14 protein-coding genes are annotated in these 13,733 nt (G+C 69.3%); 8 read left to right on the top strand and 6 right to left on the bottom strand.

What is annotated here, in order from left to right; genetic code table 11:
- Nucleotides 1-3 precede the first annotated feature (3 nt).
- The gene (gene cobT, locus ACFXI3_RS01015) at nucleotides 4-1,017 is read left to right on the top strand and encodes a nicotinate-nucleotide--dimethylbenzimidazole phosphoribosyltransferase (RefSeq protein WP_378397262.1); all 1,014 of its coding nucleotides are present in this window, start codon (nucleotides 4-6) and stop codon (nucleotides 1,015-1,017) included.
- 571 nt (nucleotides 1,018-1,588) lie between these two features.
- On the top strand, nucleotides 1,589-2,347 hold the full coding sequence (locus ACFXI3_RS01010; protein ID WP_378397260.1) for an adenosylcobinamide-GDP ribazoletransferase: 759 nt from the start codon (nucleotides 1,589-1,591) through the stop codon (nucleotides 2,345-2,347).
- An 18-nt stretch (nucleotides 2,348-2,365) separates the two neighbouring features.
- On the opposite strand, the gene ACFXI3_RS01005 is transcribed toward ACFXI3_RS01010, so the two are convergent.
- A complete protein-coding gene (locus ACFXI3_RS01005) occupies nucleotides 2,366-2,569 on the bottom strand; it encodes a hypothetical protein (protein WP_378397259.1) in 204 nt (67 codons plus the stop codon).
- Nucleotides 2,570-2,664: 95 nt separating this feature from the next.
- Nucleotides 2,665-3,078 (bottom strand): hypothetical protein, encoded by a 414-nt coding sequence (locus ACFXI3_RS01000; RefSeq protein ID WP_378397258.1) that lies wholly within the window; start codon nucleotides 3,076-3,078, stop codon nucleotides 2,665-2,667.
- Nucleotides 3,079-3,240: 162 nt separating this feature from the next.
- Here ACFXI3_RS01000 and ACFXI3_RS00995 point away from each other — a divergent pair, with 162 nt between their 5' ends.
- Nucleotides 3,241-4,425, top strand: a complete 1,185-nt coding sequence (locus ACFXI3_RS00995; protein ID WP_378397257.1) for a hypothetical protein — start codon at nucleotides 3,241-3,243, stop codon at nucleotides 4,423-4,425.
- Here ACFXI3_RS00995 and cobC read toward each other — a convergent pair.
- From cobC to ACFXI3_RS00975, 4 genes are read right to left on the bottom strand one after another with little or no spacing between them, the layout of a single operon-like run.
- Complete coding sequence (gene cobC, locus ACFXI3_RS00990) at nucleotides 4,422-5,429, bottom strand: Rv2231c family pyridoxal phosphate-dependent protein CobC (protein ID WP_378397256.1); 1,008 nt, start codon at nucleotides 5,427-5,429, stop codon at nucleotides 4,422-4,424. The two genes, ACFXI3_RS00995 and cobC, sit on opposite strands and share 4 nt — an antisense overlap.
- Nucleotides 5,422-6,774: a cobyrinate a,c-diamide synthase gene (locus tag ACFXI3_RS00985; RefSeq protein ID WP_378397254.1), complete on the bottom strand. Its 1,353-nt coding sequence runs from the start codon at nucleotides 6,772-6,774 to the stop codon at nucleotides 5,422-5,424. Before ACFXI3_RS00985 ends, cobC begins: the two co-directional genes overlap by 8 nt.
- Nucleotides 6,768-7,382: a cob(I)yrinic acid a,c-diamide adenosyltransferase gene (gene cobO / locus ACFXI3_RS00980; RefSeq protein ID WP_183125040.1), complete on the bottom strand. Its 615-nt coding sequence runs from the start codon at nucleotides 7,380-7,382 to the stop codon at nucleotides 6,768-6,770. The genes ACFXI3_RS00985 and cobO overlap by 7 nt, the downstream gene beginning before the upstream one ends.
- Nucleotides 7,382-9,361 carry a putative cobaltochelatase gene (locus tag ACFXI3_RS00975; protein ID WP_378397252.1) on the bottom strand — a complete coding sequence of 660 codons (1,980 nt, stop codon included), beginning with the start codon at nucleotides 9,359-9,361 and terminating at the stop codon, nucleotides 7,382-7,384. The genes cobO and ACFXI3_RS00975 overlap by 1 nt, the downstream gene beginning before the upstream one ends.
- 70 nt (nucleotides 9,362-9,431) lie before the next feature.
- Here ACFXI3_RS00975 and cbiE point away from each other — a divergent pair, with 70 nt between their 5' ends.
- From cbiE to bluB, 5 genes are read left to right on the top strand one after another with little or no spacing between them, the layout of a single operon-like run.
- Nucleotides 9,432-10,580, top strand: a complete 1,149-nt coding sequence (gene cbiE, locus ACFXI3_RS00970) for a precorrin-6y C5,15-methyltransferase (decarboxylating) subunit CbiE (protein WP_378397250.1) — start codon at nucleotides 9,432-9,434, stop codon at nucleotides 10,578-10,580.
- Nucleotides 10,577-11,338: a precorrin-4 C(11)-methyltransferase gene (gene cobM, locus ACFXI3_RS00965; RefSeq protein WP_378397249.1), complete on the top strand. Its 762-nt coding sequence runs from the start codon at nucleotides 10,577-10,579 to the stop codon at nucleotides 11,336-11,338. The genes cbiE and cobM overlap by 4 nt, the downstream gene beginning before the upstream one ends.
- Nucleotides 11,335-12,345: a Gfo/Idh/MocA family protein gene (locus ACFXI3_RS00960; protein ID WP_378397247.1), complete on the top strand. Its 1,011-nt coding sequence runs from the start codon at nucleotides 11,335-11,337 to the stop codon at nucleotides 12,343-12,345. The genes cobM and ACFXI3_RS00960 overlap by 4 nt, the downstream gene beginning before the upstream one ends.
- Nucleotides 12,342-13,070 (top strand): cobalt-precorrin-6A reductase, encoded by a 729-nt coding sequence (locus ACFXI3_RS00955; protein WP_344287264.1) that lies wholly within the window; start codon nucleotides 12,342-12,344, stop codon nucleotides 13,068-13,070. Before ACFXI3_RS00960 ends, ACFXI3_RS00955 begins: the two co-directional genes overlap by 4 nt.
- Nucleotides 13,067-13,711: a 5,6-dimethylbenzimidazole synthase gene (gene bluB, locus ACFXI3_RS00950; RefSeq protein ID WP_378397246.1), complete on the top strand. Its 645-nt coding sequence runs from the start codon at nucleotides 13,067-13,069 to the stop codon at nucleotides 13,709-13,711. The genes ACFXI3_RS00955 and bluB overlap by 4 nt, the downstream gene beginning before the upstream one ends.
- The last annotated feature ends 22 nt before the right edge of the window (nucleotides 13,712-13,733 follow it).

Here is a 13,733-nt window from a genome sequence, read left to right as displayed (position 1 = left end):
GCCGTGCCGCGTTTCGCCATTCCCGTCCCGGACGCCGCCGCCCGCGCCACCGCCCTGGAGCGGCTGGACGGCCTGGTCAAACCGGTCGGCTCGCTCGGCAGGCTGGAAGAACTCGCGGCCTGGCTGAGCGCCGCGCACGGCGTGGTCCCGCCGCGCCCGCTGGACGACGTCCGCGTGGTCGTCTTCGCCGGCGACCACGGGGTGTCGGCGCAGTCGGCCTACCCACGCGAGGTGACGGCGGCGATGGTGCGCGTGTTCCTCGCCGGGCGCAGCGGGGTGACGGTGCTCGCGGCGCAGGTCGGGGCTTCTGTGCGGGTAGCCGACATCGCGGTGGACTGGGATGCCACGGATGTCCCCGAGGAGGTCACCGCCCACAAGATCCGCCGCGGTTCGGGAGCCATCGACGTCGAAGACGCTTTGGCTCCCGGTGAGGCTCTTGCCGCTTTTGAGGCGGGCCGGGCCATCGCTGCTTCGGAGTCCACTGCGGACGTTCTCATTCCTGGCGACATGGGCATCGGCAACACGACGGTTTGCGCCGCGGTGGTGGCTTCGGCCCTCGGCCTGCCCGCTGCCGAAGTGGTCGGCACCGGGACTGGCGTGTCCGGGGAGGCGTTGGAGCGCAAGACCTCTGTCGTCGCCGCTGCTCTTTCCCGCCGAGCGGTGACCGACCCGTTCGACCGCCTGACCGCCCTGGGCAGCGCCTGCCTCGCCGCGACGGCCGGGTTCCTGGTGGAGGCCGCGGTCCGGGGAATCCCGGTGGTGCTGGACGGAATCTTCTCCGCGACGGCGGCTTTGGTGGCCCGGGACATCGCGCCGGGCGCGGAGCAGTGGTGGCTGGCGGGGCATCGGTCGACGGAGCCCGCGCAAGCGTTTGCTTTGAAGGCGCTGGGGTTGACGCCGATCCTGGATCTGGGCCTGCGACTCGGGGAAGGCAGCGGAGCGGTGCAGGCCGTGCCGACACTGCGGGCGGCGCGTGCGGTGATCGCGGAGATGGGCCTTTTGGCGGACCTCGGGTGACGGGTTTGCTCGGGGGGCGGGGTTTGGTCGGCGGGGAAGGCTTGTTCGGAGGGCGAGGCTTGCTCGGGTCGGGCTTGGGCTTGGGCTTGGGCTTGGGCTTGGGCTTGGGCTTGGGCTTGGGCTTGGGCTTGGGCTTGGGCTTGGGCTTGGGCTTGGGCTCATGGCGCTGGCCTGCGGTTCGGCGCGGGGGCTGGTTCGGAGTTCGAGTGGCGAATCGGCTCGAAGTTCGCTTCGCCGGGGACCGCCCCAATGTGGCGTTGGGTGCGTCTCACGCACCCAATGTGGCATTCGGTGCATCCCACGCACCCAACGCGGCATTCGGTGCATCCCACGCACCCAACGCGGCATTCGATCCATCCCGCACAACCAACGCGGCATTCGATCCATCCCGCACAACCAACGCGGCGTTCGGTGCGTCGGGCGCACCCAATGTGGCATTCGGTGCGTCGCATGCACCCAACGCGGCATTCGATCCATCCCGCACAACCAACGCGGCATTCGGTGCATCCCACGCACCCAACGCGGCATTCGGTGCGTCGCATGCACCCAATGTGGCATTGGGGCGCGAGCTGTGACCCTGCCGCTGAGCGACGGAATCCGTCTGGCCGTCGGCACCCTGACCACCGTCCCGGTCCCCGCACCGCGCAGGATCGATCGGCGCGTGGCGGGGGTGGCGATGACGCTCGGCCCACTTGCCTCGATTCCGCTCGCGGCGGTGGCGGGGCTCATCGTGGCCGGCGGAGTCGCGCTCGGGCTCCCCGCGCTGGCCGTCGCCGCGCTGGCGCTCGGGGCGGTCGCGCTGGGCAGTCGTGGGTTGCATCTCGACGGCCTAGCCGACACCGCCGACGGACTCGGTGCCTCCTACGATCGCGCGAAAGCCCTCGACGTCATGCGCCGCGGCGATTCCGGGCCTACCGGTGTCGCGACGCTGCTCTTCGTCCTGCTCGTCCAAACCGGCGCGCTGACCGGCGCGATCTCCCACGGACACGGGATCGCCGCCGCGGTGCTGTCCGTCCTGTGTGGACGGTGTGTGCTCTCGCTGTGCTGCGCGCGAGGGGTCCCCTCGGCCCGCCCGGAGGGGCTGGGCGCGACGGTCGCCGGATCGGTCCCGATCCTCGTGACCGCGGTGGTGTTCGTGCTCGCGGCGGGGTGTGCCGCGTTGACGCCGGGGTTGCCGTGGTGGCGAGGGGTTCTCGCGGTAGCGCTCGGTTACGCCGCAGCGGCGGTGTTGCTGGCCCGGTGCGTCCAGCGCATCGGCGGAGTGACCGGCGACGTCCTCGGCGGGTGCGTCGAGGTGGCGGTGGCCGCGGCGTTGCTGGCTGCCGCCTGACCAAGCGCCAGGCCGCCGTTACTCCGGAAAGGAAATCTCCGCCGCGTCCGGCAGTGCGGTCGGCGGCTCGTCGAGGTACCGGCTGTATTCCAAACCGGACAGTACGCCCTGGGTCACCCACACGAGAATCTCTCCGACGCCCTCCACCAAGGCCCTCCGGGGGAGCACGCCACTCAGGTCGCCGTACGGGATCGCGTCGGGCACCGTGAGATCGACGCTCACCGAACCCGGCGACCAGTTCCGCTTGCGCGAGCAGCACCAGGTGGCCCATCAGGACTCGGCGCAGTACCGCGCGCTCATCGCGTTCAGCGGACGCGTCATACGAAGAACTCCTCGATCCACGAACCCTCCGTACGCACGGATTCCGCCCGCACCTTTCGCGCGAAATCGTCGATTGCCGTGTCGATCTCCGCGACCGGGCGCACAGCACCGCGCACGACCTGGACCGCGTCGTCGGTCGCTTGCCAGCCGCCGGGCGCGCGGCAGATCCGCAGCGACCATCGTCCTTCCATCGAAAGGGACGGGAACTCGAAGTCAGGCCGGTCCGACTCCGGGCGGGCCTTCCACTCCCGCAGCGCCACGGCAAGCTCCGCGACCGGAAACGACTTCCAGCTGCAGAGAACGATTTCGCCGTCCACGACCTCCAGGTCGGCTTCCACGTTGACGAAGACGTCGCCCTTGCCCCGGTAATGCAGATCCGAGGTGTCGAAACGGGAATACGCGAACTTCACCAGCACTTCCTCCCCTCAGATCCCCCAAACATTATCCTCTCGGCACAGCCCGCACGGCAACCGATTTGTCTGGTACGTCCGGCCGGGCCATCCTCACGCTGCGGCAAAAGCCAGGCCCGTGCTACCAAGGAACAGTCCGCGACGACTGACCGAGAGGACCTCGTGGCACCTGCGCATCTCAACCGGCGTCGGCTTTTTCATCTGGCGGCCGGTCTTTCGGCTCTCGGCACCGCCGCCTGCAGCGCAACTCCGGACAGCCCAGCCCCAAACACTGCGGCGCCCAAGCCGGACGGAGCGCTCGGGGCCAACTTCAACGCTGACCCGGACACCATGGGCTGGGACGAGCTTCAGCGGTCCGCCGCAAAGTGGGTGCGCGGGTTCACCGCGATGCCCGACCTCGACAAACACAGCGCCGCCGAGAATCCGACGATCAAGACTCTCCTCCAAGCGGCCGACCGCGAATACGGCACCGTGCTCTCCCTCAAGTTTCCCTACTTTCCCGACTCCCACAAGCAGATTCCGCGCCCCGGAACGCCGGACATGCAGGCGGATCTCGCGCGGATCGACAAAGTGCTGCCCGCGGTCATGGACAAGGTCGACATCCTCGTGATCGGCAATGAGCCGTTCATCGAATGCCCGCGGTCCGACTGGAACAACGGCGCACTCAACGAATTCTACGAGACCATCGCCGCCCATGTGATCAAGCAGCGCAAGGGAAAGACCGTCCTCTACATGGGCGCGCTCAACAATCTCGAAGATCCTCAGTGGACTGGTGCGGGAACCGAACGCTGGATGAAGTACGTCCGCGAGACGCCGGAGATCGAAGGCACCGACATCCACCCACATGTCGGTGCGCCGGAACAGGTTCAGGCGTTTCTGGATTACGTGCTGCCCAAGCTCGGCGGCAAGAAGTTCCTCGTCACCGAGTTTTCGCTGGTCCAGCTGTGGAAGAAGCATCTCGGCGACAGGGTGTCAACGGAGTATGCGGACAAGTATCACGTGCCGAAGGACACCAAGGTCTGGCAGGTCATTCGCAATGCGCTGCATCAGCCGTTTCCCAAGCCGCGCTGGGATGATTTCCTTCGCACCAGTCCGTGGTTCGAGAACAACAAGAACTTCCTGACCGACCAGATGGCGAAGTTCCGCGCTACCGGAAAGCTCGCCGTCGCCACCTACGGGATCGACCAGGGCATTGCCGCGCTCAAGGGAGCGGACTTCGGTCCGGACACTCCGCCGTGGTTGTTGAACAGCGTGTTCGCCCGGGCGACCGTTCAGAAGAATCCCGACGGGACGATCGCGCCGAATTACGCCTGGCTTGAGGAATTCACTGCACTACAAAACCATTAGCCTAACGCGGCAAGGAAAGCGTCCGTTGTAGCACGGTCGCGGACTGCGATACGCAGGTGATCTGGGCCCAGCCCGGGGAACGTGTCGCCGCGGCGGACGGCGTAACCTGCTTCGCGCAGCCGCAATCGGACGTCCGCGCCGCTGGGGACTCGGATCAGCACGAACGGGCCGCGCGGGATGCCGAGTACGGGAATTCCCAATGCGGCCAGGCCGGATTCCAGGTAGTCGCGGTCGGCTTCCGCGGCGGCGGCCAGCTTTTCGGCTTCTTCCAGAGCGGCGGGACGACAGCAGGCAACCGTCGCGACGGCGGCCAAAGTGGACACTGACCAGGGTGGCTGCACCGAACGCAGCCGCGCGATCAGTGATGGTTCGCCGAGGACGTATCCGGCTCGCAACCCCGCCAAGCCCCACGTCTTGGTGAGGCTTCGCACCACCACGACTCCGGGGATTCGTTCTCCGGCAAGGCTTTCGACTTCTCCGGGGACCGCGTCGAGGAAGGCTTCGTCTACCACGAGCGTACGGCCGGGACGGGCCAGAGCGCGCACGGAATCGGCTGGATGCAGGACCGAGGTCGGGTTGGTCGGATTGCCGAGGAAGACCAGATCGGCGGAGGCGGGGATCAGCGACGGAGCTAGCCGGTAACCGTCCGCTTCGGACAGAATTACCCGGTCGACCGAGTGTCCGGCGGCACGCAAAGCGGCTTCTGGTTCGGTGAATTGCGGGTGGATCACCACGGGGTGCTCGGCCGGAAGCGAAGCCAGCAGCGTGAACGCTTCCGCGGCTCCGGCGGTTACCAGGACGTCAGAGAAATCCCGGCCGTGCCGGGCGGCAACGGCCTCCGCGGCGCGGGTGGGATCTGGATAGGCGGCCAGATCGTCCAGGGCAGCAGCTAGTTCCGCGCGGAGCCACGCGGGCGGGGCCGGGAGCCGAACGTTTACGGCGAGGTCGACGAGGCCGTCGCCGACCTCGCGGTCGCCATGGTGGTGGAGGTCGTAATCAGCCATGGACTGCTGCCAGGGAATGCGCACGCACCCGGGAAGCGAAACGGTCCGCCAACTCGGGATGCCCGGCCCAATGGACGTGCAAGTAAGACGCGTGCAGTGAATCCGACGCGAATCCGTCCAGGTTGCGATCCCAGCCCCACGCGGCGGTTTCTCCGTGTGCGGGAGTGATTTCGGTGCGGTGGAATTCGTGGCCGGTGACGCGCTGTCCGGCTGCGGCCAGCACATTGTCCGCTACCGAGACCGCGCGACGGTAGCCTAGTTTCCCGCGCGAGGTCATGGTCGCGTCGGCGGCGACGGCACCGACCATCGGCAGGCCGTCCAGCGAACGGCACAGGTACAGCAAGCCCGCGCATTCCGCGCTGACCGGCATGCCCGCGTCGATCGCCGAGCCGACGGCCGCGAGCAGTTCCACATTGGACGAAAGCTCGGCGGCGTGCACCTCCGGGAAACCGCCGCCGAAGTACAGGCCAGCACAGCCCGGCGGTAAAGCCTTGTCCTGCAACGGGTTGAGGTCCACGACGTCGATCCCGCGAGCAGCCAGCAGTTCGAGGTTCTCGGCGTAGCGGAAGGTGAAGGCCGGGCCGCCCGCAGCGGCGAGGGTCGCACGAGGACCGTCGAAGACGGGACCCGGATTCCACAAAGGACCAGTCAGCGCGGGAGCACTCCGCGCCACCCGCACGACGGCTTCGAGGTCGACCCCGGCAGCCACCCAGGCCGCCAGTTCCGGCAGCATCCGCTGAGACTCCGCGGCCCGTTCGGCAGCCGGAACCAAACCGAGGTGCCTACTCGGCGCATGCACGTTCTCATTGCGCCGCAAGGCACCCAGCAACGGTACGCCGGTAGCCTCCAGCGCGGTGACGATCTCGTCCTCGTGCCGTTGCGAGCCCAATTTATTCAGGATCACCCCAGCGAGCCGGACCCGCGTGTCGTATTGTGCGAACCCCAGCACGGTCGCCGCGACACTGCGCGAGGCCGCGGAAGCGTCGACGACCAGCACGACCGGCGCGTCGATCAGCCGCGCGACATGGGCGGTCGACGCGTAGCCTTCGGTGCCCAAAGCACCGTCGAAAAGGCCCATCACGCCTTCGATGACGGCGATGTCCGCGCCCGCGGAACCGTGTCGCAGCAACGGAACCAGGGTTTCTTCGCCCTGCAGGAACGGGTCGAGGTTCCGCGCGGGACGGCCGGTGGCGAGCGAGTGGTAGCTGGGGTCGATGAAGTCCGGACCGACCTTGTGCCCGGACACGATGTGCCCGGCAGTGCGCAACGCGGCCATCAGCCCGGCCGCGATGGTGGTTTTGCCGTGCCCGGAGCCGGGCGCGGCGATGACGAGCCGTGCTACCACTCGATCCCCCGCTGGCCCTTCTGCCCGGCGTCCATCGGGTGCTTCACCTTCGTCATTTCAGTGACCAGATCGGCGGCTTCGATCAGCTCCGGCGGCGCGTACCGGCCGGTGATCACCACATGCTGGTGCCCGGGCCGGGAGGCCAAAGCGGACACTACGTCGTCCACCTCGAGCCAGCCCCATTTGAGCAGGTAGCTGAATTCGTCCAGGACATAGAAATCGTGCGTTTCAGCGGCGAGCCGGCGTTTGATTTCCGCCCAGCCTTCCCGGGCGTTGGCGGCATGGTCCTCTTCGGACCCCTGCTTGCGCGACCAGCTCCAGCCCTCGCCCATTTTGTGCCACTCGACCGGACCGCCCTGCCCGGTGTCGTCGTGCAGCTTCCCGAGCGCCTTGAACGCGGCTTCCTCGCCGACGCGCCATTTCGCCGACTTCACGAACTGGAACACGCCGATCGACCAGCCCTGGTTCCACGCGCGCAACGCCATTCCGAACGCGGCGGTGGATTTCCCCTTCATCTCGCCGGTGTGCACGGCGAGCAGCGGGCGGTTGCGCCGCTGCCGCGTGGTGAGCCCGTCCTTCGGCACGACAGCCGGTTTTCCCTGTGGCATCAGGCAGCCCTCCCCGTCCGTTCGCGCACTGCCGAGGCCAGCGATTCAGCGGCCACATCGGACAGTGGCACGTGCTCGGCACCCAAGTGTCCAGCCAATTCCGCGGCGAGGCCAAGACGCATCCGACCGGTCTCGCAGTCCATCACGATCGTCGTCACGTCGGTGAGCAACCCCGCGGCGGCCTTGGCGCGGGCCACCGCGTCGGAGCCGCTCGTGGCGCGGCCGTCGGTGACGAGCACCAGCAGCGGACGACGCCGCGGATCCCGGATCGCCTCGACCCGCAGCACCCGCGCGGCCTCCAGCAACCCCTCGGCGAGCGGCGTGCGTCCGCCGGTCGGCAAACCGTCCAGCCGGGCGGCGGCGGCTTCGACGCTGATCGTCGGCGGAAGCGCCAGCTCGGCGTCCGCACCACGGAACGTGACCAGACCGACCTTGTCCCGCCGTTGGTAAGCGTCCAACAGGAGAGAGAGCACCGCGGTCTTCACTTCCCGCATCCGTGCCCGCGCGCCCATCGAGCCCGACGCGTCCACACAGAACAGCACCAGATTGCCTTCGCGGCCCTCGCGCAGCGCGAACCGCAAGTCCGCCGACCGAACTTCGAGACCCGCCCCGGACCGGCCCCGCGCCTGCTGATGCGGTGCGGCGGCCCGGATCGTCGCGACCAGGTGCGGCCGTCCGTCCCGCACACTCGGCGGCTGCACGCCGATCGTCCGGCCGGTGTCGGTGATGGCGCGCGACCGGCGACCGCGCTCGCCTTCGCCGGTGCCCTTCACCCGGAACACCCGCGCCCGAAACGTATCCCCGGCTCCGACCGTCTTCTGCGGCGAGGATCCATTGCCCGAAGGCGCTTCGCCGGGAGGGGACGAAGGAGCGCCCTCGGAAGGGCCGCTGTCGTCGGGAATCGGCCCACCGTCGTCCGGACCAGGCCCGCCACCAGACGGACCGTCGTCGTCCGGCCCCTCCGGCGGCGGCTGCGAATCCTCCAACGCCTGTTCCAGCTGTTCCTCGGAAATCCCCGGTGCGTCAAACGGATTCCGCCGCCGCCGGTGCGGCAACGCGAGCCGCGCCGCGACCCGGATGTCCTCCGTAGTGACCTCGTCGCGCCCAGCCCAAGCCGCGTGCGCGACCGCCGTCCGCGCTGTCACGATGTCCGCGCGCATGCCGTCGACCTCGAACGACGCGCACACCTCGGCGATCTGCCGCAGAGCCTCGTCCGGCAGCTTCACCGACGGCAAAAGCCGTTGTGCCGCCTCGATCTCCGCCGCCAGCTCCGCGTCCGCCGAGGCATAGCCGTCCGCGAAACCGTCCGGATCCGCTTCGTAGGCAAGACGTCGCCGGACGACCTCGACGCGCTGCTCCGGATCCCGGCTCGACGCGACCTCCACAGTCAGCCCGAACCGGTCGAGCAGCTGCGGCCGCAGCTCGCCTTCCTCCGGGTTCATCGTCCCGATCAGCACGAACCGCGCCGCGTGCGAGACGGAAACGCCCTCGCGCTCGACTGTCGCCCGGCCCATCGCCGCCGCGTCGAGCAGGGTGTCCACCAGGTGGTCGTGCAGCAGGTTGACCTCGTCGACGTACAGCAGCCCGCGATGCGCGGCGGCCAGCAGGCCGGGCTGATAGTCGGTGACGCCCTCAGCCAGCGCCTTTTCCAGGTTCAGCGAGCCGACGACCCGGTCCTCGGCCGCGCCGACCGGCAGTTCCACCAGCCGTGCCGGCCGCCGGTGCGCGGCAACGCCCGCCGCGTGCGGGCCGTCCGGGCACCCCGGGTCCGGGCTGACCGGGTCGCAGGAGAACCGGCAGCGGTCCACCACGTCGACGCCCGGCAGCAGCCCGGCGAGCGCGCGCACCATGGTCGACTTCGCGGTGCCCTTCTCGCCCCGCACCAAGACCCCGCCGACCGCGGGCGAGATCGAGGACAGGACGAGCGCCAGACGCAGGTCCGGCATCCCGACGACAGCGGTGAACGGATAGGGCTTCAAGAGCACTCCCTCGTGGGTCGGCGTCCGGCCGATCATCGCACAGGCAAGCTCTCGCTTAGGGTGGGAAATCGTGCGCGAAGAATCACGCCTGACGGTGGTCGGGATCGGGGCCGACGGGTGGGCCGGGCTCACCCCCGCGGCCCGCGACGCCGTGCGGCGGGCGGACGTCGTGCTCGGCGCGGAACGGCAGCTGAAGTCCTTGCCGGAAGACCTCCGCACGCGAACTTGGCCCAGCCCGCTGTTGCCCGCGCTCGACGAGATCCTTGCCGAGCAGACCGGCCGCGTCTGCGTCCTGGCGAGCGGCGACCCGTACCTGTCCGGCATCGCCACCACCCTCCGTGATCGCGGCTACGCGCTCGACGTCCATCCAGCGGTCTCCTCGGCGACGCTGGCTCGCGCACGGCTCGGCTGGTCGTTCGAGGAAACCGAAGTCGTGACGGTCGTCGGCCGCGCCGTCCACCGCGTCGCGCGAGCGCTGGCGCCCAACCGGAAACTGCTGGTCCTAGGCGGCTCCGCGGCAGAACTGCGCGAGCTGCTCAAGGCCCGCGGGTACGGCGATTCCGCCCTTACCGCCTTGGAAAACCTCGGCGCGGACGACGAACGGATCTCCGACGGCTGGGCCCACGACCCGGGTCCGCTCACCGTGTTCGCCGTGCTCTGCAACGGCCCTGGCCTCCCGCTCATCGGTCTCCCCGACGACGCTTTCGACCACGACGGCCAGCTCACCAAACGCGACCTCCGAGCGTCCGCCCTCGCCCGCCTCGCGCCAAACCCGGGTGAACTCCTCTGGGACGTCGGAGCAGGCGCGGGCAGCATCGGCATCGAGTGGTCCCGCGCGCATCCGCTGAACCGCGCCGTCGCGATCGAACGCGACCCGGCGCGCGCCGAACGCATCCAGCGCAACGCCAATACTCTTGGCGTGCCGGAATTACAGGTGGTCACCGGTCCGGCGCCCGAGGCGCTGACCGAACTCCCCCGTCCGGACGCGATCTTCATCGGCGGCGGCCTGACCGTCCCCGGCGTGCTCGACCAGTGTGTCGAAACCGACGCCCGGATCGTCGCGCACGGTGTCACCCTCGAAGCCGAGCAGCTCCTGGCCGCCGCCTACGCCCGGCACGGCGGGGAACTGCAACGGACCTCCGTGGAGCACGCGAAACCGCTCGGCGGGTTCACCGGATGGACGCCGTCCCGGGCAGTCACGCAGTGGAGCTGGAAATGACCGTTTACTTCATCGGCGCCGGACCGGGCGCGGCCGACCTGATCACCGTGCGCGGCCGCGACCTGCTCGCGCGCTGCCAGGTGTGCCTGTACCCGGGCAGCATGACGCCGACCGACCTGCTCGCCTACTGCGCGCCGGACACCGAACGCGTCGACACCGCGAACCTCAGCCTCGATGAGATCACCGCGAAGCTGATCGACGCGCATCGAGCCGGCCACGACGTCGCAAGGCTGTGTTCCGGAGATCCGTCGCTGTACAGCGCGGTCGCCGAGCAGGTCCGGCGGCTGGAACCGGAAGGTGTGCCGTACGAGATGGTGCCCGGAGTTCCGGCCTTCGCCGCGTCCGCCGCCGTGCTGGGCCGGGAACTGACCGTGCCGGGAATCGGGCAGAGCCTCGTGATCACGCGCGCGCAGGCGAGGTCCACCGCGATGCCGGACACCGAAACGCTGGAGAATTTCGCCCGCGCCGGCACGACACTCGCGCTGTACCTGGCGATCAACCACATCGAGCGCGTCACCGAAGAACTCGCCGGCCACTACGGCGAGGACTGTCCCGCCGCCGTCGTCGCCTTGGCCAGCCAGCCCGGCGAAACCGTGGTCCGCGGCACTCTCGCGGACATCGCCGGTCAAGCACAAGCCGCTGGAATGACCCGCGCCGCCACGATTTTCGTCGGCCGGGTCCTCGCCGCCGGCGGATTCCCGGACAGTTTCCTGTATTCGAGCACCCGCGATCGGGCGAGCCAACCGGAGTCGTTGTGACCGAACTGCGCTGGGGCCTGCTGGCCACCGGGACCATCGCCGCCGAATTCGCCGCGGGCGTCGAGCAAAGCCGCCACGGCGTCCTCGCCGCGGTCGCCTCGCGCACGGCCGAGCGGGCGCGGGATTTCGCGACCAGGTACGAAATCCCGAAAGCGTATGGCAGCTACGAAGAACTCCTCGCCGACCCGGACGTCGACGCGGTCTACGTCGCGACTCCGCACGCGCAGCACGAAGAATGGGCGATCCGAGCCGTCGAAGCGGGCAAGCACGTGCTGTGCGAGAAACCGCTCACGCTCACCGCGGCCGACGCGGAGAAAGTCATCGATGCCGCCCGGCGAAACGACGTTTTCCTCATGGAAGCGTTCATGTACCGGCTGCACCCGCAGACGCGACGGCTGGTCGAGCTGATCGAATGCGGCGCGATCGGCGAAGTCCGCGCGGTGGACGTCACGTTCAGTTTCGACTCCGACGCGAACGACGCGGCCCGCCTCGGCGACCCCGCGCTCGGCGGCGGCGGAATCCTCGACGTCGGCTGCTACTGCACCTCGCTGGCTCGGCTGGTTTCGCAGGCCGCGACCGGAATTCCGGCTGTGGAGCCGACGCGCGTCACCGGCATGGCGCGGCTCACCGAAAGCGGCGTCGACGAGTTCGCGATGGGCCTGCTGCGGCTGCCCGGCGACATCATCGCCCAGCTGTCCTGCGGATACCTGCTCACCCAGGACGACCACATCCGGATTTACGGCACCACCGGCCAGCTGTACGTGCCGAAGCCCGCGTGGATCCACGAATTGCGCAAGCCGGGCGTCTCGACGATCGTGCTGACTCCGTCGGAGGGCGAGCCGGAGGTCATCGAAATCGAAGCCACCCAAGGGGTTTACGCGCGGGAAGCGGATTACGTCGCCGCGCACGTCGCGGACCGGCAAGGCCCGGAGCTGACCTGGGCGGAGACTCTCGCCAACATGCGCACCCTCGACCGGTGGCGCACGGCCGTCGGGTACGGGCGATGACCGTCCTGATCCTGGGCGGCACCGCGGAAGCCCGCGACCTCGCCGCGCAGCTGCACGAACGCGCCGTCAAGGTGGTCTCGTCGCTGGCCGGACGCGTCACGCGGCCCCGCCTGCCCGTCGGTGAAGTGCGGGTCGGCGGATTCGGCGGCGTCGAAGGTCTCACGACCTGGCTGCGCGAAAACGGGGTACAGGCAGTGGTCGACGCCACGCATCCGTTCGCGGAACGCATCGGTGCCAACGCTTTCCACGCCGCCCGCGCAGCGGAGGTCCCCCTGCTGCGACTCGCGCGCCCCGGCTGGCAGCCGACCGGCGACGACCGCTGGCATTGGGCCGCCGACCTCGACGAAGCCGCCGCGCTCCTGCCCGGCCTCGGCACCCGCGTGTTCCTCACCAGCGGCCGCCAGGGCTTGGCCGCGTTCGCCGACCTCGACCCGCTGTGGTTCCTGATCCGCTGCGTCGACCCGCCTGCCCAGCCGCTGCCGCGCCGCCACGAAGTGGTGCTCGACCGCGGCCCGTACCGCCTCGACGGCGAACGCGCGCTGATGACCGGGCACGACATCGACGTCCTGGTCACCAAGGACAGCGGCGGCGCGATGACCGCCGCCAAGCTGACGGCCGCGCGGGAACTCGGGCTGCCGGTGGTCGTCGTGCGCCGTCCGCCCCGACCGTCCACAACGGAAACCGCGGACGTAGCCGCCGCTGTCGAATGGGTGCTCAACCGATGAATGAACTGTTCTACGAAATCCTGCACCGCCGCCGCGACGTCCGCGCCGAGTTCACCGGCGAACCGATCGACGACGCCGTCCTCACCCGGGTGCTCGAGGCCGCGCACGCCGCGCCGAGCGTCGGGATGAGCCAGCCGTGGGATTTCGTGCTGGTCCGCGACCCCGGCACGCGCGAGGAATTCGCCCGCCACGTGCACGAGGAACGCGACGTCTTCGCCGCGTCCCTGGACGGCGAGCGCGCCGAGACGTTCGCCAAGATCAAGGTCGAGGGCATCCGCGAATCGAGCCTCGGCATCGTCGTCACCTACGACGAGCAGCGCGGCGCCCCGGCGGTGCTCGGCAGGCACGCGATCGCCGACGCCGGGCTGTACTCGGTGTGCCTGGCCATCCAGAACCTGTGGCTGGCCGCGACCGCGGAGGGACTCGGCGTCGGGTGGGTGAGTTTTTACCGCGAGCCCGCGCTCGCGAAACTGCTCGACATCCCCTCCGGGATCCGCCCGGTCGCCTGGCTTTGTGTAGGACCGGTAACGAAATTGGCCGAGGTCCCCGACCTGGAACGGCACGGCTGGCGCAGCCGCTCTCCGCTGGCCAGCGCGTTACACCACGAGCGGTTCACGCCCCGGGACGAGGGGTCCGCGTAACACCGTCCGGGTGACCCAATAG

The sequence above is a fragment of the Amycolatopsis sp. NPDC059235 genome, assembly GCF_042754125.1.
GTDB lineage: Bacteria > Actinomycetota > Actinomycetes > Mycobacteriales > Pseudonocardiaceae > Amycolatopsis > Amycolatopsis albidoflava.
This window is presented reverse-complemented; position numbering and strand designations above follow the sequence as displayed.